The sequence below is a fragment of the Mesorhizobium sp. M0292 genome, assembly GCF_040321695.1.
In the GTDB taxonomy this organism is placed as follows: domain Bacteria; phylum Pseudomonadota; class Alphaproteobacteria; order Rhizobiales; family Rhizobiaceae; genus Mesorhizobium.
The window spans coordinates 451,561-472,675 of record NZ_JAMYSB010000001.1; the positions used below are offsets into that span (position 1 = coordinate 451,561).

Annotated in this window: 21 protein-coding genes and 1 pseudogene; 20 read left to right on the forward strand and 2 right to left on the reverse strand. The window is 62.0% G+C overall.

Going from position 1 to position 21,115, the window contains the following annotated elements:
- Positions 1-105: 105 nt before the first annotated feature.
- Positions 106-2,895, forward strand: coding sequence for a DNA gyrase subunit A (gene gyrA, locus NKI96_RS02275; protein ID WP_023696506.1), 2,790 nt, complete (start codon positions 106-108; stop codon positions 2,893-2,895).
- A gap of 56 nt (positions 2,896-2,951) precedes the next feature.
- Here the strand turns inward: gyrA and NKI96_RS02280 are convergent, their stop codons facing one another.
- Positions 2,952-3,098 (reverse strand): hypothetical protein, encoded by a 147-nt coding sequence (locus NKI96_RS02280; RefSeq protein ID WP_023670953.1) that lies wholly within the window; start codon positions 3,096-3,098, stop codon positions 2,952-2,954.
- 194 nt (positions 3,099-3,292) lie between these two features.
- Between NKI96_RS02280 and coaD the strand changes: the two genes are divergently transcribed.
- The 7 genes and pseudogenes from coaD (at position 3,293) to tgt (ending at position 7,943) form a co-directional block, all read left to right on the forward strand.
- A complete protein-coding gene (coaD, locus tag NKI96_RS02285) occupies positions 3,293-3,793 on the forward strand; it encodes a pantetheine-phosphate adenylyltransferase (RefSeq protein ID WP_023726681.1) in 501 nt (166 codons plus the stop codon).
- Between the two features lie 169 nt (positions 3,794-3,962).
- Positions 3,963-4,457 carry a peptidylprolyl isomerase gene (locus tag NKI96_RS02290; protein WP_245260645.1) on the forward strand — a complete coding sequence of 165 codons (495 nt, stop codon included), beginning with the start codon at positions 3,963-3,965 and terminating at the stop codon, positions 4,455-4,457.
- A 43-nt stretch (positions 4,458-4,500) separates the two neighbouring features.
- Positions 4,501-5,013, forward strand: coding sequence for a peptidylprolyl isomerase (locus NKI96_RS02295; protein ID WP_023696509.1), 513 nt, complete (start codon positions 4,501-4,503; stop codon positions 5,011-5,013).
- Between the two features lie 12 nt (positions 5,014-5,025).
- Positions 5,026-5,475 carry a DMT family transporter gene (locus NKI96_RS02300; RefSeq protein ID WP_023822231.1) on the forward strand — a complete coding sequence of 150 codons (450 nt, stop codon included), beginning with the start codon at positions 5,026-5,028 and terminating at the stop codon, positions 5,473-5,475.
- Positions 5,475-6,563, forward strand: a complete 1,089-nt coding sequence (queA, locus tag NKI96_RS02305; RefSeq protein ID WP_023822230.1) for a tRNA preQ1(34) S-adenosylmethionine ribosyltransferase-isomerase QueA — start codon at positions 5,475-5,477, stop codon at positions 6,561-6,563. Before NKI96_RS02300 ends, queA begins: the two co-directional genes overlap by 1 nt.
- Positions 6,553-6,820 (forward strand): annotated as a pseudogene (locus NKI96_RS02310) (hypothetical protein). Before queA ends, NKI96_RS02310 begins: the two are co-directional and overlap by 11 nt.
- Positions 6,813-7,943 (forward strand): tRNA guanosine(34) transglycosylase Tgt, encoded by a 1,131-nt coding sequence (gene tgt / locus NKI96_RS02315; RefSeq protein ID WP_023684642.1) that lies wholly within the window; start codon positions 6,813-6,815, stop codon positions 7,941-7,943. The pseudogene NKI96_RS02310 and the gene tgt overlap by 8 nt, the downstream one beginning before the upstream one ends.
- Positions 7,944-7,949: 6 nt before the next feature.
- Here tgt and NKI96_RS02320 read toward each other — a convergent pair whose 3' ends face one another.
- A complete protein-coding gene (locus NKI96_RS02320) occupies positions 7,950-8,372 on the reverse strand; it encodes a DUF4864 domain-containing protein (RefSeq protein WP_023684643.1) in 423 nt (140 codons plus the stop codon).
- A gap of 193 nt (positions 8,373-8,565) precedes the next feature.
- Between NKI96_RS02320 and NKI96_RS02325 the strand changes: the two genes are divergently transcribed.
- The 12 genes from NKI96_RS02325 (at position 8,566) to NKI96_RS02380 (ending at position 21,114) form a co-directional block, all read left to right on the forward strand.
- Positions 8,566-9,177, forward strand: coding sequence for a DsbA family protein (locus NKI96_RS02325; RefSeq protein WP_023693402.1), 612 nt, complete (start codon positions 8,566-8,568; stop codon positions 9,175-9,177).
- A 68-nt stretch (positions 9,178-9,245) separates the two neighbouring features.
- Positions 9,246-9,482: an Lrp/AsnC family transcriptional regulator gene (locus NKI96_RS02330; RefSeq protein WP_023670963.1), complete on the forward strand. Its 237-nt coding sequence runs from the start codon at positions 9,246-9,248 to the stop codon at positions 9,480-9,482.
- 273 nt (positions 9,483-9,755) lie between these two features.
- Positions 9,756-11,168, forward strand: coding sequence for a circularly permuted type 2 ATP-grasp protein (locus NKI96_RS02335; RefSeq protein WP_352802763.1), 1,413 nt, complete (start codon positions 9,756-9,758; stop codon positions 11,166-11,168).
- A gap of 136 nt (positions 11,169-11,304) precedes the next feature.
- Positions 11,305-12,246, forward strand: a complete 942-nt coding sequence (locus NKI96_RS02340) for an alpha-E domain-containing protein (RefSeq protein WP_023693403.1) — start codon at positions 11,305-11,307, stop codon at positions 12,244-12,246.
- 85 nt (positions 12,247-12,331) lie between these two features.
- On the forward strand, positions 12,332-13,126 hold the full coding sequence (locus NKI96_RS02345) for a transglutaminase family protein (RefSeq protein ID WP_023670966.1): 795 nt from the start codon (positions 12,332-12,334) through the stop codon (positions 13,124-13,126).
- A gap of 32 nt (positions 13,127-13,158) precedes the next feature.
- Positions 13,159-13,890 carry a proteasome-type protease gene (locus NKI96_RS02350; protein ID WP_023684646.1) on the forward strand — a complete coding sequence of 244 codons (732 nt, stop codon included), beginning with the start codon at positions 13,159-13,161 and terminating at the stop codon, positions 13,888-13,890.
- Between the two features lie 88 nt (positions 13,891-13,978).
- On the forward strand, positions 13,979-15,394 hold the full coding sequence (locus tag NKI96_RS02355; protein WP_023819859.1) for a pyridoxal phosphate-dependent decarboxylase family protein: 1,416 nt from the start codon (positions 13,979-13,981) through the stop codon (positions 15,392-15,394).
- 226 nt (positions 15,395-15,620) lie between these two features.
- On the forward strand, positions 15,621-16,388 hold the full coding sequence (locus NKI96_RS02360; protein ID WP_023742487.1) for a DeoR/GlpR family DNA-binding transcription regulator: 768 nt from the start codon (positions 15,621-15,623) through the stop codon (positions 16,386-16,388).
- Between the two features lie 117 nt (positions 16,389-16,505).
- Positions 16,506-18,026: a glycerol-3-phosphate dehydrogenase gene (gene glpD, locus NKI96_RS02365; protein WP_023754894.1), complete on the forward strand. Its 1,521-nt coding sequence runs from the start codon at positions 16,506-16,508 to the stop codon at positions 18,024-18,026.
- Positions 18,027-18,064: 38 nt separating this feature from the next.
- Positions 18,065-19,144 carry an ABC transporter ATP-binding protein gene (locus NKI96_RS02370; RefSeq protein ID WP_023684650.1) on the forward strand — a complete coding sequence of 360 codons (1,080 nt, stop codon included), beginning with the start codon at positions 18,065-18,067 and terminating at the stop codon, positions 19,142-19,144.
- A gap of 11 nt (positions 19,145-19,155) precedes the next feature.
- Positions 19,156-20,247: an ABC transporter ATP-binding protein gene (locus NKI96_RS02375; protein WP_023730147.1), complete on the forward strand. Its 1,092-nt coding sequence runs from the start codon at positions 19,156-19,158 to the stop codon at positions 20,245-20,247.
- On the forward strand, positions 20,248-21,114 hold the full coding sequence (locus NKI96_RS02380) for a carbohydrate ABC transporter permease (protein ID WP_023670975.1): 867 nt from the start codon (positions 20,248-20,250) through the stop codon (positions 21,112-21,114).
- The last annotated feature ends 1 nt before the right edge of the window (position 21,115 follow it).

Below are 21,115 nucleotides of genomic sequence, written 5' to 3' on the forward strand. Positions count from 1 at the left end.
AAATTACCACTGAAATCGTCATTGGAAAAGCACCACGAATATTGGAGTTTCGGCCGTGCTTCCTATATAAGCGGTCAGTGATTCCTGATTAGATTGTGATCCGATTTGACCGACCAAAAACCCCCGCGCGGCGCCGACGGCGGCCCTACCGGCATCGAGCCCATCTCCATCATCGAGGAGATGCAGAGCTCCTACCTCTCTTATGCCATGAGCGTGATCGTCAGCCGTGCGCTGCCCGATGTGCGCGACGGCCTGAAGCCGGTGCACCGCCGCATTCTCTATGCGGCGCATGAGAGCGGCTACCACTGGAACCGCAAATATGTGAAATCGGCCCGCCCGGTCGCGGACGTGATGGGTAAATACCATCCGCATGGCGACGCCTCGATCTACGACGCCTTGGTGCGCATGGCGCAGGACTGGTCTCTGCGCGTGCCGCTGATCGACGGGCAGGGTAATTTCGGCTCCATCGACGGCGATCCGCCGGCGGCGATGCGCTACACCGAATCGCGGCTGACCAAGGTCGCACATGAGCTGCTGGAGGACATCGACAAGGAAACCGTCGATTTCCAGGAGACTTATGACGCCTCCGACACCGAGCCGAAGGTGCTGCCGGCGCGCTTCCCCAACCTTCTGGTCAACGGTTCCGGGGGCATTGCCGTCGGCATGGCCACCAACATTCCGCCGCATAATCTGGCCGAGATCTGCAACGGCGCGATCGCCATCATCGACAATCCGGCAATCGACTTGCCGGCGCTGATGGAGATCATTCCGGGTCCCGATTTCCCGACCGGCGGCATTGTGCTCGGCCGTTCCGGCATCTACAGCGCCTATGCGACTGGCCGTGGCTCCATCGTCATGCGCGGCAAGGTCAATGTCGAACAGCGCGGAAACGACCGTGAATCGATCATCATCACGGAAGTCCCGTACCAGGTGAACAAGGCCTCGATGATCGAGAAAATGGCCGAGCTGGTGCGCGACAAGCGCATCGAAGGCATTTCCGACATTCGCGACGAAAGCGACCGCCAGGGCTACCGCGTCGTCATCGAGCTGAAGCGCGACGCTGTCGCCGACGTCATTCTCAACCAGCTTTACCGCTTCACGCCGCTGCAGACCTCCTTCGGCGCCAATATGGTGGCGCTGAACGGCGGCAAGCCGGAAGTGATGAACCTGACCGACATGCTGAAGGCGTTTGTCAGCTTCCGCGAAGAGGTGATTAGCCGGCGCACGAAATTCCTGCTGCGCAAGGCGCGCGACCGCGCCCACGTGCTGGTCGGCCTCGCCATCGCCGTCGCCAACATCGACGAAGTGATCAAGCTGATCCGCACCGCGCCCGATCCGCAGACGGCGCGCGAGCAGTTGATGGAGCGGCGCTGGCCCTCCGGGGACGTGGAGTCATTGATTCTGCTGATCGACGATCCGCGCCATCGCATCAATGAGGATGGCACCTACAACCTCTCCGAGGAACAGGCGCGCGCAATCCTCGAACTGCGCCTGCAGCGCCTGACCGCGCTCGGCCGTGACGAAATCGCCGACGAGCTGAACACCATCGGCGACGAGATCAAGGATTACCTCGATATTCTGTCGTCCCGCGCCCGCATCCAGCAGATCGTCAAGGACGAGCTTGCCGCCGTGCGCGACGAGTTCGGCACGCCGCGCCGCACCGAGCTCACCGACGGCGGCGCCGACATGGAAGACGAGGACCTGATCCAGCGCGAGGACATGGTCGTCACCGTCAGCCATTCCGGCTACATCAAGCGCGTGCCGCTGTCGCTCTACCGGGCGCAACGCCGCGGCGGCAAGGGCCGCTCCGGTATGTCGACCAAGGAAGAGGATTTCGTCACCCGGCTGTTTGTGGCCAACACGCATACGCCGGTGCTGTTCTTCTCCTCGCGCGGCATCGTCTACAAGGAAAAGGTCTGGCGGCTGCCAATCGGCAATCCGCAGTCGCGCGGCAAGGCGCTGATCAACATGCTGCCGCTGGAGCAGGGCGAGCGCATCACCACCATCATGCCGCTGCCCGAGGACGAGACCAGCTGGGGCGAACTCGACGTCATGTTCGCCACCACGCGCGGCACCGTTCGCCGCAACAAGCTGTCCGAATTCGTCCAGGTCAACCGCAATGGCAAGATCGCCATGAAGCTGGAGGAGGAGGGCGACGAGATTCTCGGCGTCGAGACCTGCACAGACAATGACGATGTGCTTTTGACCGCCAGCTCCGGCCAGTGCATCCGCTTCCGCGTTGGCGATGTGCGCGTCTTCCAGAGCCGCAATTCGGTCGGCGTGCGCGGCATAAGCATGGCCGAGACCGACCGCATCATCTCCATGTCGGTGATCGAGCATGTCGATGCTTCACCGGCGGAACGCTCCGCCTACCTCAAGCGGGCAGCACTGGAGCGGCGGCTTGCCGCCGAGGTGACCGGCGAGGAAGAAGAGATTGCACTCACCAATGAGGAGATTGGCGAGGAGACCGAGCTTTCCGACAGCCGTTACGAAGAGCTCAAGGCGCATGAGCAGTATGTGCTGACGGTGACCGAATATGGCTACGGCAAGCGCTCGTCATCCTACGATTTCCGCCTGACCGGACGCGGCGGCAAAGGCATCCGAGCCACCGACGTGTCGAAGGTGGCCGAGATCGGCCAGCTGGTGGCGACTTTCCCGGTCGGCAATGACGACCAGATCATGTTGGTTTCGGATGGCGGCACGGTCATCCGGGTGCCGGTCAACGGTATCCGTTTCGCCAGCCGCGCCACCAAGGGCGTGACCATCTTCAACACCGCCGAAGGCGAGAAGGTCGTTTCGGTCGAACGGATTTCGGAGCCGCAGGCCGACGAGGATGTCGAAGAGGGTGTCATTGAGGCCGGCGCCGGAGATGCCGTACCGGACAGCACCGAATAGGTTTGAGCAACAACGCCGGCCCGATGGGCCGGCGCAAACAAGAAACTAGCAATAAATCAGGGGCGACGGTGGGGCCAGCGAGCGCCGAAACCTTCGAACCGCTTTGTGCGGACACGGACGCGCTCTGCCTCGCTATGCAATCCGAATGCGGTGGCGATCAGCATGGCGACGGTCATTGCGGTGGCGAGCATGTAGATCAGCATGTGCGTGTTCTCCTGCGCCTATCCAACGGTTAGATCGGGTTTTGGTTTCATCTTCCGAAGTGCAAACTAGCGAACGCGGCGTGAAGTCTTCGTGATCAAGGCATTCATCTGTCGTTCATGTCTGCGAAAAGGTTCACGCAGATGTTCCCAATCGCATTTGCCTTCCGCCCAATGCCCCGCTAGAAGCACCTCCCATGACCGATCGCATCGCCCTTTATGCCGGCTCCTTCGACCCGCTGACCAACGGCCATCTCGATGTGCTGAAGGCATCGCTGGCTGTCGCCGACACGGTATATGCGGCGATCGGCACCCATCCCGGCAAGACGCCGCTGTTTTCCTTCGACGAACGGGTGAAGCTAATCGAGGCCGCGACGAACGCCGAATTCGGCCGCGACGGAGCCCGCATTAGGGTTGTCGCCTTTGACGGGCTGGTCATCGACGCGGCCCGCAAGCATGGCGCCTCGATCATGATCCGAGGCCTGCGCGACGGCACCGATCTCGATTACGAGATGCAGATGGCTGGCATGAACGAGACCATGGCGCCGGAACTGCAGACGGTTTTTCTGCCCGCCAGCCCATCGGTACGCACCATTACCGCCACACTTGTGCGCCAGATAGCCTCGATGGGCGGAGACATCCGTCCCTTCGTACCGGCCGCCGTTGCCGGTGCGCTCACCGCCAAATTCGCGAAATAGTGCATGTCGCCCCAAAGTGGATGCCGGTTTTTGGGGCAACGACATGCACCCTAACAAAGACCTTCGGAGATCCCTTATGCAGCTGAAAAAGCTCGCCTCGTTCCTCGTCGTGCTTGCCGGTCTCGTGACCTCATCCGTTTCGGCCTTCGCCGCCGAACCGGAAAACACCATGGTCATCACCTTGAAGAACGGCGACGTCACCATCGCGCTACGCCCCGACCTGGCACCCAAGCATGTCGCGCAGATCAAGAAGCTGGTGCGTGAAGGCGCTTATAACGATGTCGCATTCCACCGGGTCATCAACGGCTTTATGGCGCAGACCGGCGACGTCAAGTTCGGCAACATGAAGAAGGGGTTCAGCCCCGAGGCCGTCGGCACCGGCGGTTCAGACCTGCCCGACCTGCCGGCCGAATTCTCGCAAAGCGAACATTTCAAGCGCGGCACGCTCGGCATGGCCCGCTCGCAGGACCCGAACTCCGCCAATTCGCAGTTCTTCATCATGTTCGCGCCGGCGCCGAACCTCGATGGCCAGTACACCATCGTTGGCAGTGTCGTCAGCGGCATGGAGATGGTGGACAAGATCAAGAAGGGCGACGAGGCCGACAACGGCACGGTCAGCGAGCCCGACCGCATGATCAAGGTACGCATCGCCGCCGACAAGTAAACCAATCAAATCAATCTGTTTTCTGAGATAAAGGATATACGACATGGCTGAGATCAAGGACCGCGAGAACGCGCTCATCCTGGAAACGACCAAGGGCAAGGTCGTCATCGAACTGTTCCCCGATTTGGCTCCCGGCCACGTCGCCCGCATCAAGGAACTGGCCCGCGAAGGCGCCTATGACGGCGTGGTCTTCCACCGCGTCATCGAAGGCTTCATGGCGCAGACCGGCGACGTGAAGTTCGGCAATTCGTCGAAGCCGACCTTCGCGCCTTCGCGTGCGGGCATGGGCGGCTCGGAAAAGCCGGACCTGAAGGCTGAGTTCTCCAACGCCAACCATGGTCGCGGCACCTGCTCGATGGCCCGTTCGCAGAACCCGAACTCGGCCAATTCGCAGTTCTTCATCTGCTTCGACGATGCCGCTTTCCTCAACCGCCAGTACACGGTCTGGGGCCAGGTCATCGAAGGCATGGACAATGTCGACAAGATCAAGCGCGGTGAGCCGGTGGTCGATCCCGACAAGATCGTGTCGCTGAAGGTCGCGGCCGACGTCAAGTAAGGACAAACGAAGATGATGGGCGTGGTCTGGTCGCTGCTCGGCATCCTGTCAGGCGCCTTCATCGCCGTCCAGGCGCCGATCAACTCGCAGCTGGCGCGCGGCCTGGGGCTCCCGGTCGCGGCTGCTGCGTTTTCGTTCCTGTCGGGCGCGATCGTGCTTGGTATCATCTCCATTGCCGTTGTGCGGCTGCAGGACATCTCGCTCGACTGGAAGGCGCCGGCGCCTTGGCTGTTCATCGCCGGCGGCATGCTCGGCGGTTTCTATGTTACCCTGTCAACCATTCTTACGCCGCGCATTGGTGCAGCCGCGTTGATGGCGTTCCTGGTTGCCGGCCAGTTGCTGGCCGGCATGCTGATCGATCGCGTCGGCTTTCTCGGCGTGGCGGCGCGCGAGATTTCGCTCGGCCGCATCGCCGGCGCGGTGCTGCTGTTGGCCGGAGCGCTGCTCGTCCGGCTCTACTGATGCGCGTCGACCTCTTCGACTTCGACCTGCCTGAGGAGCGCATCGCGCTTCGCCCGGCCGAGCCGCGCGACAGCGCCAGAATGCTGGTGGTCAGGCCGGGCGAGGGTCTTTCGGATCGCACGGTTGGCGACCTTCCGTCCTTGCTCAGGGCTGGCGATGTTCTGGTCTTCAACGACACCAAGGTCATTCCTGCCCAGTTAAGAGGCATCAGGCGGCGCGGCGAAGCGCAGGCGCAGGTGGACGCCACGCTGCATATGCGCATGGCGCCGGACCGCTGGCTGGCCTTCATGCGGCCTGGCAAGCGCATCGCCGCCGGCGACCGCATCCATTTCGGCCATGACGGCAATTCCTGTTTTCTCGGCCAACTCGACGCCACGGTGATCGAGAAGGGCGAGGCGGGCGAGGTGCTGCTCGGCTTCGACCTCTCCGGCCCGTTTCTCGACGAAGCGCTGCGCGCCGTCGGCCACATCCCGCTGCCGCCCTATATCGCCTCCAAGCGCAACGACGACGCGCGCGACCTGACGGATTACCAGACCATCTATGCCAAGGAGGAGGGCGCAGTCGCTGCCCCCACCGCAGGCCTGCATTTCACGCCGGAGCTGTTTGCCGCGCTCGACGCCAAAGGCATCGAACGCCGCTTCGTCACCTTGCATGTCGGCGCCGGCACCTTCCTGCCGGTCAAGGCGGACGATACCGCTGACCACAAGATGCATGCCGAGACCGGCTCGGTCAGCGAAGCAACAGCCGACGCTCTGAATGGCGCCAAGGCGCGGGGCGGGCGCATCATCGCTGTCGGCACGACCTCGCTGCGCCTGCTGGAGAGCGCGGCACGGCCTGATGGCTCGCTGACCGCCTGGTCCGGCCCGACCGACATCTTCATCACGCCGGGCTATCGGTTCAAGACCGCCGACCTGCTGATGACCAATTTCCATCTGCCGCGTTCGACGCTGTTCATGCTGGTTACGGCCTTCAGCGGCCTCGATACAATGCGCGCGGCCTATGCGCATGCCATCGGGAACGATTACAGATTCTACTCCTACGGAGACGCAAGCCTGCTTTATCGAGCGGAGATGAGCGATGGACGATGACCTGCAAGCTTTTGATCGCGAGAGCCTGATCGCCGAAGTGAAGAAATTGCGTGCCGGCATTCGCCAGCATCGCGATGCCACCGGCCACGATTTGCTGGCATCACCCCAACCTGTGGGATCTGCTGCCGGAAAGGACCGATCCATCGATTGCCGTGCCGCCCTGGCCGAGATTTATGCGCGGCTGCATCCACTACCGGCAGTCGCTCGACAGGCAGGCGCCAGGCGCGCCTGTCCATGACAAGGAATTCAATGGCTGAGACATTCACCTTCAAGATCCTCGCCACTGACGGCAAGGCGCGGCGCGGTTCCATCACCATGCCGCGCGGCGAAATCCGCACGCCGGCCTTCATGCCGGTCGGCACCGGCGGCACGGTCAAGGCCATGTATATGGACCAGGTGCGCGGCGTCGGCGCCGACATCATCCTGGGCAACACCTATCATCTGATGCTGCGGCCCGGCGCCGAGCGCGTGGCGCGGCTTGGTGGCTTGCATGAATTCGCCCGCTGGCCGCAGCCGATCCTGACCGACAGTGGCGGTTTTCAGGTCATGTCGCTGTCGAAGCTCAGAAAATTGACCGAGAAGGGCGTCACCTTTCGCTCGCACATTGACGGCGCTGCCTACGAGATGTCGCCGGAGCGCTCGATCGAGATCCAGGGCCTGCTCGATTCCGACATCCAGATGCAGCTCGACGAATGCACAGCGCTGCCGGCCGACCTCAAGCAGATCGAGCGCGCGATGGAGCTGTCGCTGCGCTGGGCCGAGCGCTGCAAGACAGCGTTCGGCGACCAGCCCGGCAAGGCCATGTTCGGCATCGTCCAGGGTGGCGACAACGCAGCACTCAGGGTGCGCTCGGCGCAGGCGCTGAGCGCGATGGAGCTGAAGGGCTATGCCGTCGGCGGCCTGGCCGTCGGCGAGCCGCAAGCGGTGATGCTGGATATGCTGGAGATCACCTGTCCGGAATTGCCTGACAACAAGCCTCGATATCTCATGGGCGTCGGCACGCCGGACGACATCGTGAAATCGGTGGCGCGCGGCATCGACATGTTCGACTGCGTGATGCCGACCCGCGCCGGCCGCCATGGCCTGGCCTATACCAGGCGCGGCAAGGTCAATCTCAGGAATGCCCGCCATGCGGACGATCCGCGGCCGCTGGACGAGGAGAGTGACTGCCCGGCGGCACGCGACTATTCACGCGCCTATCTGCATCATCTCGTGCGCTCGCAGGAGGCGCTGGGCGCGATGCTTCTGACCTGGAACAACCTGTCTTACTATCAGAAGCTGATGCAGGACATTCGCGCCGCGATCGAGGCAAAGGCCTTCGAGGCGCACACATCAGACATTTCAGAGGGATGGGCGAGGGGCGATATTCCGGTGCTATAAGCACATCTAGGTGCTGAGCGAATTCGCTGCGCGCAAGCTGCAGCCGGTGATTTGAAAGCTGCCGTCGGGCTGCTGTTCCAGCGTGTAGACCGCCTCATAGTCCTTGCCGTCGGGCCCAACGATCAGCACTTGCTGGATTAGCGAAGTTGGCCCCATCTGCTCGACCTTGCCGAAGGAATAGCTCTGCGGCTGGCGCACCGGCGGATAGCCGTTGGTCACCATGTTCATGAAGGTGTCGACGGTCGGAAAGATGCGCTTCACATTTGGAGCGGCGAAACTGTACGCCTTGGCGCCATCATTGGCGATGAGCGCCTTCAACTGACCATCGATGACGGCCTGGCCGGCCTTGACTTCGGCGTCGCCGGCAAGGGCTGCCGACACGAACAACGCGAACAGCAATGAAACAACTGCGAATGCGGTGCGGCGCATGGCCTGTCTCCATTGTCCCCCAACAAAACCTGTCCCGGGACGCATCATACCATACGGTTTGCGGAGCCTCACGGTTTCAGCAACCGCAATATTCGCCACGCAAGTGCCACATGATCATGCTTAAGCCTCCTTTAACGCGGGGCGCGCATCGTAGGGACGGGTGGGGACCCGTTCGCGCAACCAGGGGACGACCATGTTCAAGCAGCCGATCGACCGGCGCCTTTTGCTGAAGGGCGCGGCAAGCCTCGCAGTTTTGGCTCCCTTGCCCGCCTGGGCAAGCACCGGGCCGACTGTCACGGAAGTCGCCTTCGATCCCGCCATTCCAGCGCTCGGCAACCCCGATGGCGACGTCACCATCGCCGAATTCGTCGACTATCAATGCCCGATCTGCAAGCTCGTCTTCGTCGAACTGAAGAAGTTGATGGAAGAGGACAACGGCGTCCGGCTTGTGATGAAGGACTGGCCGATCTTCGGCGACGTGTCGCGCGACGCGGCGCGGGTGACGCTGCTGAGCGGCGAACACTATGGCGCGGCGGTCGATGCGCTGATGACCAACCAGCGCGGCCTTTCGGAACGCCGCACCAACGACATCCTTTCTTCCGTCGGTGTCGATGTGGCGATGGTGCGTGCCGACCTCGCCATCCGTGAACCCGACATCGACGCTGCCCTTGTCCGCACCGAAGCCCAGGCGACGGCTTTCAAGCTGCGCGGCACGCCAGCCCTGGTCATCGGCGGCAACCTGTACCGGCGCGGCATGCCCGTGTCCGAACTGAGACAAGCCGTCGCCAAGGCCCGCTCCGCCTGATGCTTGAAAGCCGGGCGGCAGTCTGCCACAAGGGCCGCTTGAGTGCTGAAGCTTGATCGGGACCGGCAATGAAGACGTTTTTCATGCAGATAAAGTGCGATCTGGGCAAGTCCTATGAGGTCGCCAGCGCGCTCGCCGATGCCGAAATCGCCTCGGAGATCTACTCGACCGCCGGCAATTACGACTTGCTTGCCAAATTCTACGTCGACGACGAGGAAGATGTCGGCCACTTCGTCAACGAGAAAGTGCAGATTATTCCCGGAATCAAGGACACCTTCACGGTCGTCACTTTCCGCGCATTCTAAAGCAATTCCAGGAAAAGTGTGAAGCGGTTTTCCGTCCGGAATTGCGGCAAAGCAAAAAGCCATGGCAGGTCGCCGTTTCCATGAAACGGTGAACTGCTATGGCCGCATCAGGCACTTGCCCGGCGACAAGGCAGAGCCTGATTAAGGTCCTGTTCCGACTGCCCGAATTTTGGGCAGTCGGAACATACTGATCGCCGATATCCTCCAAATCACCGATTGCGCTTGATTTTCTCCCGCGACGCCAGTGAAATGGCGTCACAGGGGAGTATGCGATTGGCAGCGTTCGATGAAATGCTTCCGGAAGTTTCCGGGCTTAGACAACCGTATACGGCTTACGACCGCTGGCTGAAGGAGCAGGACCCGGCCAGGCTTACCGAAAAGATGCAGGACGCCGAGCGCGTCTTCCGCAAGACCGGCATTACCTTCGCCGTCTATGGCGAGCAGGAAGCCTCCGAGCGGCTGATCCCCTTCGACATCGTGCCGCGCATCATCTCCGGCAATGAATGGCGAAGGCTGACGCAAGGCATCGAGCAGCGCGTGCAGGCGCTGAACGCTTTCCTCGACGACATTTACCACCGCCAGGAAATCCTGCGCGCCGGCCGCGTGCCGAGGGAGCTGATCGCCAGGAACGAGGCGTTCCTGCCGGAAATGATCGGAGTGCGGCCACCGGCCGGCGTCTACACCCACATTATCGGCGTCGATATCGTCCGCATCTCCGAGAACGAGTTCTACGTGCTGGAGGACAATGCGCGCACGCCGTCGGGCGTCTCCTACATGCTGGAGAACCGCGAGACGATGATGCAGCTCTTTCCCGAGCTGTTCCAGCAGATCAAGGTGCGGCCGGTGGAGAATTATCCGCAATTGCTGCGCCAGTCGCTGGCGGCAGTGCGGCCGCAAAGCACCAAGGGTGCACCGACCATTGCCGTGCTGACACCGGGCAGCTTCAACTCCGCCTATTTCGAACATGCCTTCCTCGCCGACCAGATGGGCGTGCAACTGGTCGAAGGCCAGGATCTGCGCGTTGTAGACGGCCACGTCGCTATGCGCACGACCGAAGGCTACAAGCAGATCGACGTGCTTTACCGGCGCGTCGACGATTCCTTCCTCGATCCGCTGACCTTCCGGCCGGACTCGGCCCTTGGCGTGCCCGGCATCATGGACGTCTACCGCGCCGGCAACATCACCATCGCCAACGCGCCGGGAACCGGCATCGCCGACGACAAGGCGATTTATTCCTACATGCCCGACATCGTCGAGTTCTACACCGGCCGCAAAGCCATCCTCGGCAACATCCCGACCTGGCGCTGCTCGGAGCCCCACAGCCTGAAATACGTGCTCGAACACATCCATGAGCTGGTCATCAAGGAAGTGCACGGCTCCGGCGGCTACGGCATGCTGGTCGGCCCGGCTGCGACCAAGAAGGAATGCCAGGATTTCGCCAAGAAGCTGCAGGCGAAGCCCTCCAACTACATCGCCCAGCCGACGCTGGCGCTGTCGACTTGCCCGATCCTGACCGAAAAAGGCCTGTCGCCGCGCCATGTCGATCTCAGGCCCTATGTTCTGGTCTCCGACCGAATCCAGATCGTTCCCGGCGGCTTGACGCGGGTGGCGCTGAAGGAGGGGTCGTTGGTCGTGAATTCCTCGCAAGGCGGCGGGACGAAGGATACGTGGGTGTTGGACGATTAGGTAGACAGTAGGCAGTAGGCAGTAGGCAGTAGGCAGTAGGCAGTAGAGGGACAAGAAATGCCATATTCCACAGAGAATCAAATGCTTACTAATCCCTACTCACTATTCCCTACTCACTAGTCCGAAGGGTCTTGCCATGCTTCTCGGTCGCACCGCCAACGGGCTCTACTGGATGAACCGTTATATCGAGCGGGCGGAAAACATGGCGCGTCTGGTCGATGCCGGCCTTCGCATGGCGCTGACCCGCACCCAGAGCGCGTCGGAAGAGTGGAATTCGGTGCTGCTCAGCGCCGGCTCCGACGTCACCTTCACGCAGAAATACAAGGACTACACCGCCGCCAATGTCGCCGACTTCCTGCTGCGCGACACCTCGAACCCGTCGAGCACGATGTCGGCGATCGAGACCGCTCGCAACAATGCCCGCATGGTGCGCACCGCGCTGACGCGCGAGACCTGGGAGAGCATCAACGAAGCCTGGATGGCCCTGAAGCGCATGCTGGCAAAGCCGATCGACGAGCGCGACCTGCCGAGTGTGCTCGACGCCATCAAACGCGAGACGGCGCTGATCCGCGGCTCGTTCTACGGCACGATGCTGCGCAACGAGATCTTCGACTTCTCACAACTCGGCACCTATGTCGAGCGGGCCGACAACACGGCACGCATCCTCGACGTGAAATACTACGTGCTGCTGCCGTCGATCTCCTGGGTCGGCTCGAGCCTCGACAACTACCAATGGGAATCGATCCTGCGCTCGGTGTCGGCGCACCGTTCCTATCGCTGGGTCTATGAGGCCGACTACAAACCGACCAATATTGCCGACTATCTGATCCTCAATGTGCGCATGCCGCGTTCGCTGACCTTCTGTTATCGTTTTCTCGCCGAGCATCTGAAGTTCCTGGGCGACGACTATGGCGACCGTCATGCCTGCCACGCCACCGTCGACAGGACACAGGCGATGCTGCAGGCAGGGTCGATCAAGGACATATTCGACGCCGGCCTGCACGAATTTCTGGCCAGGTTCATTCAAGACAACACCAAGCTTGGCGAAGAGATCGCACAAGATTACCGGTTCAATTGAGCATGATCGCGAACCGGAGGGCCGCGCTAGCGACAAGTGGGACCCGGTTTTCGGATAAGATCATGCTTACAAACGGAAAATAGGCATGCGGCTCAAGATCACCCACCGTACCGAATACCGCTACGACGCGCCGGTGCACTATCTGTTGCAGCGGCTACGCCTGTTACCGGTCAGCGGACCGACGCAGACCGTCTTGTCCTGGGCGCTGAAGATCGAGGGCGCGCGAGAGGAAGTCCGCTTTAACGACCATTTCGGCAACGATAACAGGCTGTTGAGCGTCGAGGGCGAGCGCGACTTCATCACCGTCGAGGCCTCCGGCGAGGTTGTCACGCGCGACACAGCGGGCGTCTCGGGTCCGCATCACGGCTTTGCGCCACTGTGGCTGTTCAGCCAGGAGACAGCTTTGACCATCCCCGGCGAGGGCATAAGCGAGCTTGCCGCGGCGGTCGGCAAAGGTACCGACATCGAAAGGCTGCATCGGCTGATGGCGCTGATCGTCGAGCGCGTCGCCTACACGCCGGGCACCACCAGCGTGACGACCCCGGCGGAAGAGGCATTGGCGCTGAAGACCGGCGTTTGCCAGGATCACAGCCACATCTTTGTCACCGCAGCCCGCGTCATGGGTTTTCCGGCCCGCTATGTCAGTGGCTATCTGATGATGGATGCGGCCATCGAGCAGGCGGCAAGCCATGCCTGGGCCGAAGCCCATGTTCAGGGTCTCGGCTGGGTCGCCTTCGACGCCGCCAACGGCATTTCCCCCGATGAACGCTATGTCAGGGTAGCCACCGGCCGTGATTATCGCGACGCCTCGCCGGTGTCGGGAATTCGACTGGGACAGGCGGAGGAACAGCTTGCAGTCACCGTCACGGTAGAGCAGTAGTCTCCGGCAAGATTGCTGCCTGAAGAGATTCCATGACTTATTGCGTCGGCCTCAAGATCGATCGTGGGCTCGTGTTCATGTCGGACACGCGCACCAATGCAGGGATGGATTCGATCTCCACTTTCAAGAAGATGCATGTCTGGGAAGAGCCAGGCGAGCGCGTCATCGTACTGATGTCGGCCGGCAATCTGGCTACGACGCAGGCCGTGGTCAGCCTGCTCGACGAGCGCACCAAGGCGGTGGCGGAACGCCACGCGACGCTGCTCGAGACCCCATCCATGTACCAGACGGTGCGGCTGGTCGGCGACACCGTCAAGGAAGTCATCGCCAGCTCGTCGCCTGCCGGCGAAAAGGCGGATTCCTATTTCAACGCCTCCTTCATCCTCGGCGGCCAGATCAAGGGCAGCCCGCCACGGCTGTTCATGATCTATCCCGAGGGCAATTTCATTGAATCGACCGACGACACGCCGTTCTTCCAGATCGGCGAGACCAAATACGGCAAGCCGATCATCATCCGTGCCTATGAAAGGACGATGAGCCTGGCTGAAACGGTCAAGCTCTTGCTGGTATCGTTCGATTCGACGCTGAAATCGAACCTGTCCGTCGGCCTGCCTCTCGACCTGCTGTTCCTGGAGGAGGACACGTTCACGGTGGGTTTGAAAAAGCGCATCGGCCAGGACGATCGATATTATCGTGCTATTTCCGAAGGCTGGTCGAACGCGTTGAAGACGGCCTTTGCCAGCCTGCCGGATTTTCCGGGGTAGCGCGGGACCTTCGTCGCGGTTGCCTGTCTCTATTTAACATGTTAATCAAAATTCAAACGGCTGGCTGATCGGCGTGTCGGGAGGATCCATGGACAACGAGCAATTCCGCGACTGGTCGAGGCGCGCCGCCGACTGGGGCGCTGATTACCGCGCCGGCCTTCGCGATCGGCCCGTGCGACCTGCCATAGCGCCGGGCGAGATCTTCAGGAGCATCGAAGCTTCTCCGCCGGAGGCCGCGGAATCGATGGAGACGATCTTCGCCGATTTCGAAGCCAAGATCGTGCCCGGCATGACGCATTGGCAGCATCCGCGTTTCTTTGCTTATTTCCCGGCCAATGCAGCACCCGTCTCGGTGGTGGCCGAATATCTGGTCTCTGCGATGGCCGCGCAGTGCATGCTGTGGCAGACTTCGCCGGCGGCGACAGAGCTTGAGACGCGCATCGTCGACTGGATGCGCCAGGCGCTCGGCCTGCCCGAAGGCTTTTCCGGCGTGATCCAGGACTCCGCATCATCGGCGACGCTGGCCGCCGTGTTGACCATGCGCGAGCGCACGCTCGACTGGCAGGGCAACAAGAAGGGTCTTTCCGGGCAGGGCAGGCTGCGCGTCTATTCCTCCGACCAGGTGCACACCTCGATCGACCGCGCCATCTGGGTCGCCGGCATTGGCGAGGAAAACCTCGTCCGCATTCCCGTCGCTGGCACCTACCGCGCCATGGATACCGCGGCTTTGGAAGCGGCGATTGTTGCCGACCGCGCCGCCGGCCTATTGCCGGCCGGCATCATCGCGTGCGTCGGCGGCACCAGCACCGGCGGCACCGACGACATCGCTGAAGTGGCCGCGGTGGCCAAACGCCAGGGGCTCTATCTGCATATCGACGCCGCCTGGGCCGGATCGGCGATGATCTGTCCGGAATACCGGCATTTCTGGACCGGTGTCGAGGGCGCGGACTCGATCGTCTTCAACCCGCACAAATGGCTGGGCGCGCAATTCGACTGCTCGATCCAGTTCGTCCGTCAGCCGGAGGATCTCGTGCGCACGCTGGCGATCAAGCCGGACTATCTGAAAACTCGCGGCCATGACGGCATCATCAACTACTCCGAATGGTCGGTGCCTCTCGGCCGTCGCTTCCGGGCGCTGAAGCTGTGGTTCCTGCTGCGCGCCCATGGCCTCGAGGCGCTGCGCACCATGATTCGCAATCACGTCGCCTGGAGCGAAGGCATAGCAGCGCGCCTGGCCGAGGAGGAGGATTTCGAGCTCGCCAGCCAGCCGATGCTGTCGCTGTTCTCGTTCCGGCATCGCGCCGCATCCGGCGCTGACTGCGACGAGCACAATCTGCGTCTGGTCGACGCCATCAACAATGACGGCCGTATCTACCTGACGCAGACGCGTGTCGATGGGCGGGTCGCCATCCGCTTCCAGGCAGGCCAGTTCGAGACAACCGCGGCCGATGTCGATACCGCCTTCACTGTCATCTGCGAGTGTGCAAGATCGCTGAGGGACTGACAGGGTAACAGGCCAGTCAGGTCCCAAACCGCGGTCGGGTTCGGACGCAGCTTCATGCTCGCCCGGCAAACTCGCCGCTGTTGCACCCGCAACGTTGCCCGGCCAGCGTTACCCGCCCGCATCGATTTCGCCTTTGCGATCATCGGCATTTCATTAGCCGGCGTCTCCCTTTTCATCGCTTTCGTTTTCAGCTACAAACAAGAAAAACGAAAACGGGAGGTTCTCAGTGTATTTGTCGCCGCGCCATGCCGAAATCATCCAGATGGCGAAGGACCATGGCCGTGTGCTGGTCGATGACCTCGCCACGCATTTCAACGTGACGCCACAGACCATCCGCAAGGACCTCAACGATCTCTGCGATCAGCGGCTGCTGACGCGCATCCATGGCGGGGCCCTGTTCCCGTCCGGCATCGAGAACATGGAGTATGAGGCGCGCCGCAAGATTGCCGCCGACGAGAAGGAGGCCATCGGCCGCGCGGCGGCCAGGCTGATACCCGACAACGCCTCCCTGTTCATCAATATCGGCACCACGACCGAGTCGGTCAGCAAGGCGCTGCTCGACCATACCGGGCTGATGGTCATCACCAATAATATCAATGTTGCCAACAGGATGCGCATCTATCCTTCGATCGAGGTGGTAATCGCCGGCGGCGTCGTGCGTGGCTCCGACGGCGGCGTTGTCGGCGAGGCCGCGGTCGATTTCATCAGGCAGTTCAAGGTCGACTATGCGGTGATCGGCGCCTCGGCCATCGACCATGACGGCGCGTTGCTCGATTTCGACTTTCGCGAAGTGAAAGTGGCGCAAGCCATCATCGCCAATGCCAGGCATGTCATCCTGGTGTCCGACCAGACCAAGTTCGAACGCACCGCGCCGGTTCGCATCGGCCATCTCTCGCAGGTAAACACCTTCATCACCGACCGTTGCGACATCCCGTCGGTGCGCCGGATCTGCGAAGAGGCCGAGGTGCAATTGATTGAAACGTCGCTCGGATAGCGGCGCTATCACAGCCCCGTGATATTTCGTTTGACATTCGTTCTTATTTCGAAATAATCCCGCTACGGTTTCGTAAAAACCTAAAAATGCTGCAATGCGAAATCGCGGGAGGGCTTTGTGGACGCAGTCCGTGACATCTTCGTCATCGGTGGCGGCATCAATGGCTGCGGCATCGCCCGCGACGCCGTTGGGCGGGGCTTTTCGGTATTTCTCGCCGAGATGAACGATCTTGCCAGCGGAACCTCCTCCGGCTCGACCAAGCTGATCCACGGCGGTCTTCGCTACCTCGAATTCTACGAGTTCCGGCTGGTGCGCGAGGCGCTGATGGAGCGCGAGGTTCTGTGGAAGAACGCGCCGCACATCATCTGGCCGATGCGCTTCGTGCTGCCCTATGCCAAGGGCCTGCGCCCGGCCTGGCTGATCCGGCTCGGCCTGTTCCTCTACGATCATATTGGTGGCCGCAAATTGCTGCCGGCGACCCGGACACTGGACATGTCCAAGGATCCAGCCGGCAAGCCGCTGAAGCCGCTGTTTCACAAGGCCTTCGAGTACTCGGACGGCTGGGTCAACGATGCCCGGTTGGTGGTGTTGAATGCGCGTGACGCCGCCGACCGCGGCGCCACCATCCGCACCCGCACGAAAGTCGTCGGGGCGCGGCGCGAAGGCGATCTGTGGGCGATCCGCGTGGAAGACGTGCAGACGGGAGAGGCCGAGGAGGTCAAGGCCCGGCTGCTGGTCAATGCCGCCGGTCCATGGGTCGACCACGTCCTGTCGACCACCGTGGACCAGAACGACGTGCACAATGTGCGCCTGGTGCAGGGCAGTCATATCGTCATCAAAAAGAAGTTCGATGATCCGCGCGCCTATTTCTTCCAGAACAAGGACGGGCGCATCATCTTCGCCATCCCTTACGAGGAAGAATTTACGCTGATCGGCACCACCGATCGCGACTATCCCGGCGATCCGCATGACGTGAAGATCAGCGACACCGAGATAGACTATCTCTGCGCGGCGGCGAGCGAATATTTTGCTGAAGCCGTGACGCGCCCCGACATCGTCTGGACCTATTCGGCCGTGCGCCCGCTCTACGACGACGGCGCTTCGAAGGCGCAGGAAGCGACCCGCGACTATGTGCTGAAAGCCGATGGCGGCGGGGGCAAGGCGCCGATCGTCAACGCTTTCGGCGGCAAGATCACCACCTACCGCCGGTTGTCGGAATCGATGCTGGAAAAGGTCGAAGGTTTTCTCGGCAAGCGCGGCAAGCCGTGGACGGCGAACGCGCCCTTGCCGGGCGGCGATTTCCCGGCCACCGGTTTCGACGTCCAGGTGGCGAAGCTGAAGAGCGCCTTTCCTTTCATCGACCAGCGCCTGGCGCGTCGGTTGACCCGGCTTTACGGCACGCGCGCGCAAGTGCTGCTCGGCCTCGCCAAGTCGAACGCCGATCTCGGCCGCAATTTCGGCGCTGATCTCTATGAGGCCGAGGTACGCTACCTCAGCGAAAACGAATGGGCGCTGACCGCCGAAGATGTATTGTGGCGTCGCACCAAGCGCGGTCTGCATCTCAGCCGCGAACAGGCCTCGGCGCTTGACGAATTCATGCGCGGCATCAGCCGGCGCCATGTCGCGGCAGCGGAATAGGGAAGGCGATTGATGCACAAAGCCTGGGAGGAGGCATCATGCTGGAACTGAGAAACGTGACGAAGATGGTCGGCGCGGTGGAGCATATCCGCGACGTGTCGCTGACGCTTCAGCACGGCTCGCTCAACGTTTTGCTCGGGCCGACACTGTCGGGCAAGACCAGCCTGATGCGGCTGATGGCCGGGCTCGACGTGCCGACCACCGGTTCGGTCTGGTTCGACGGCCAGAATGTCACCGGCATGCCGGTGCAGCAGCGCAAGATCGCCATGGTCTATCAGCAGTTCATCAACTACCCCGCGATGACCGTCTACGAGAACATCGCCTCGCCATTGCGCGTCGCCGGCACCGACCAGGCCAAGATCGACAAGGAAGTCCGCAACGCGGCAGGGCTTTTGAAGCTCACACCCTATCTCGACCGCACGCCGCTCAGCCTGTCCGGCGGCCAGCAGCAGCGTACGGCGCTGGCTCGCGCCATCGTCAAGAATGCCAGCCTGGTGCTGCTCGACGAGCCGCTCGCCAATCTCGACTACAAATTGCGCGAGGAGCTGCGCGCCGAACTGCCCAAGATATTTGCCGCCGCCGGCACTATTTTCGTCTACGCCACGACCGAGCCGCATGAAGCCTTGCTGCTCGGCGGCAATACGGCGACGCTGTCCGAGGGGCGGATCACCCAATTCGGGCCGACCATCGACGTCTTCCGCAAGCCGATCGACCTGGTGACGGCGAAAACCTTTGCCGATCCGCCGCTCAACACCATCGTGCTGGCCAAGAAGGGCCCGGATTTCCTGCTCGAGGGCGGCGTCAAGCTGCCGGTGCCGGCCGAACTCGCCGGCATTGCCGACGCCAATTACACGATCGGCTTTCAGCCGCATCATCTGTCGCTCGAGCGGCCCAACGCTGCCGCGGTGCCGGTGCGCGCCAAGGTGACGATCACCGAGATCACCGGCTCGGAAAGCTTCATCCACCTCGATTTTGCCGATGCGCGTTGGGTCATGCTGACCCACGGCATCCGCGATTTCGAGCCGGACGCCGAGATCGAGGTGTTTATCGATCCGCGCCACATCATGGTCTTCGACAGCAACGGCAGCGCCGTCGCCGCGCCGAAGCTTGCGGCCTGAGGAGGGAAGAGATGGCGCGCATCGACGTCAACCATGTCAGGCACTCCTACCTGCCCAACCCGCAGAAGGATGCCGATTTTGCGCTGAGGGAAGTGCACCACACATTCGAGGATGGCGGCGCCTACGCGCTGCTGGGGCCTTCGGGTTGCGGCAAGACCACGCTGCTCAACATCATTTCGGGACTTCTGCACCCCTCGCACGGTGAGTTGCTGTTCAACGGCAAGGACGTCACCAATCTGTCGACGCAGGAGCGCAACATCGCGCAGGTGTTCCAGTTCCCGGTCATCTACGACACCATGACCGTTTACGACAATCTTGCCTTCCCGCTGCGCAATCGCGGCGTGCCGGAGGCCGATGTCGACCGTAAGGTGCGCGAGACGCTGGAGATGATCGACCTGGCGTCGTGGGCGAAGAAGAAGGCGAGGGGCCTGACCGCCGACCAGAAGCAGAAGATCTCGCTCGGCCGCGGCCTGGTGCGCTCGGATGTCAATGCCATCCTGTTCGACGAACCGCTGACGGTTATCGATCCGCACATGAAGTGGGTGCTGCGCTCGCAATTGAAGCAACTGCACCGCCGCTTCGGCTACACGATGGTCTATGTGACCCATGACCAGACCGAGGCGCTGACTTTCGCCGACCAGGTCGTCGTCATGTATGATGGCGGTATCGTCCAGATCGGCACGCCGGCCGAATTGTTCGAACGCCCGCGCCACACATTCGTCGGTTACTTCATCGGCTCGCCCGGCATGAACGTCATGCCGGTGGCGATCGACGGCAAGACCGCGACCATTGGCAGCCAGCGCATCGAGCTGCCCGGCGCGCCAAAGACCGCCGCTGGGAGCTCCGGCGCCATCGAACTCGGCATCCGCCCCGAATATGTCAGGCTCGGCCGTGACGGCATGGCGGTTAAAATCAGCAAGGTCGAGGATCTCGGCCGCCACAAGGTGGTGCGCGCCAGCCTCGAAGGCCGCGAGATCGCTGCCGTCATCGGCGAGGACGAGAGCGTGCCGGCCGACCCAAAGGTTCGCTTCGATCCGGCCGGCATCAACATCTATGCCGATTCCTGGCTGGTTGAGATGGGGCGTGTCGAGATGGGGGCATAGATGGAAAAGACCTGGAACAACAAGGCCTGGTTCCTGGTGCTGCCGGTGCTGGTGCTGGTGGCGTTCTCGGCCGTCATTCCGCTGATGACGGTCGTCAACTATTCGGTGCAGGACACCTTCGGCAACAACGTCTTCTTCTGGGCAGGCACCCAGTGGTTCGAGGAACTGCTGTCGTCCAGCCGCTTCTGGGAAGCGATGGTGCGCAACCTGATCTTCTCCTTCATCATTCTGGCCATCGAAGTGCCGCTCGGCATATTCATCGCGCTCAACATGCCGAAGAAGGGCTGGGGCGTGCCGGTCTGCCTGGTGCTTATGTCGTTGCCGCTGCTCATTCCGTGGAACGTCGTCGGCACCATCTGGCAGGTCTTCGGCCGCAACGACATCGGCCTGCTCGGCTACTACGTCAACGCGCTCGGCATCGACTACAATTACGTGCAGGATCCGTTCGACGCCTGGGTCACCATCATCATCATGGACGTCTGGCACTGGACCAGCCTTGTCGTGCTGCTCTGCTATGCCGGCCTGGTTTCGATCCCGGATGCCTTCTACCAGGCGGCCAAGATCGACGGCGCCTCGCGCTGGGCGGTGTTCCGCTACATCCAGCTGCCGAAGATGCAGCGTGTGCTTTTGATCGCCGTGCTATTGCGCTTCATGGATAGCTTCATGATCTACACCGAGCCCTTCGTCGTCACCGGCGGCGGCCCCGGCAACTCGACGACCTTCCTGTCCATCGACCTCGTCAAGACCGCGCTGGGCCAGTTCGACCTCGGTCCGGCGGCCGCCATGTCGCTGGTCTACTTCCTGATCATCCTGTTGTTGTCGTGGGTATTCTACACCGTGATGACCAACTACGACGCGGAGCGCTGAG

Coding starts and splice junctions, on each gene's coding strand:
- NKI96_RS02280 (WP_023670953.1), bottom strand. CDS start 3,098: ATGCTGATCTACATGCTCGCCACCGCAATGACCGTCGCCATGCTGATC.
- coaD (WP_023726681.1), top strand. CDS start 3,293: ATGACCGATCGCATCGCCCTTTATGCCGGCTCCTTCGACCCGCTGACC.
- NKI96_RS02290 (WP_245260645.1), top strand. CDS start 3,963: ATGGTCATCACCTTGAAGAACGGCGACGTCACCATCGCGCTACGCCCC.
- NKI96_RS02295 (WP_023696509.1), top strand. CDS start 4,501: ATGGCTGAGATCAAGGACCGCGAGAACGCGCTCATCCTGGAAACGACC.
- NKI96_RS02300 (WP_023822231.1), top strand. CDS start 5,026: ATGATGGGCGTGGTCTGGTCGCTGCTCGGCATCCTGTCAGGCGCCTTC.
- queA (WP_023822230.1), top strand. CDS start 5,475: ATGCGCGTCGACCTCTTCGACTTCGACCTGCCTGAGGAGCGCATCGCG.
- tgt (WP_023684642.1), top strand. CDS start 6,813: ATGGCTGAGACATTCACCTTCAAGATCCTCGCCACTGACGGCAAGGCG.
- NKI96_RS02320 (WP_023684643.1), bottom strand. CDS start 8,372: ATGCGCCGCACCGCATTCGCAGTTGTTTCATTGCTGTTCGCGTTGTTC.
- NKI96_RS02325 (WP_023693402.1), top strand. CDS start 8,566: ATGTTCAAGCAGCCGATCGACCGGCGCCTTTTGCTGAAGGGCGCGGCA.
- NKI96_RS02330 (WP_023670963.1), top strand. CDS start 9,246: ATGAAGACGTTTTTCATGCAGATAAAGTGCGATCTGGGCAAGTCCTAT.
- NKI96_RS02340 (WP_023693403.1), top strand. CDS start 11,305: ATGCTTCTCGGTCGCACCGCCAACGGGCTCTACTGGATGAACCGTTAT.
- NKI96_RS02345 (WP_023670966.1), top strand. CDS start 12,332: ATGCGGCTCAAGATCACCCACCGTACCGAATACCGCTACGACGCGCCG.
- NKI96_RS02350 (WP_023684646.1), top strand. CDS start 13,159: ATGACTTATTGCGTCGGCCTCAAGATCGATCGTGGGCTCGTGTTCATG.
- NKI96_RS02355 (WP_023819859.1), top strand. CDS start 13,979: ATGGACAACGAGCAATTCCGCGACTGGTCGAGGCGCGCCGCCGACTGG.
- NKI96_RS02370 (WP_023684650.1), top strand. CDS start 18,065: ATGCTGGAACTGAGAAACGTGACGAAGATGGTCGGCGCGGTGGAGCAT.
- NKI96_RS02375 (WP_023730147.1), top strand. CDS start 19,156: ATGGCGCGCATCGACGTCAACCATGTCAGGCACTCCTACCTGCCCAAC.
- NKI96_RS02380 (WP_023670975.1), top strand. CDS start 20,248: ATGGAAAAGACCTGGAACAACAAGGCCTGGTTCCTGGTGCTGCCGGTG.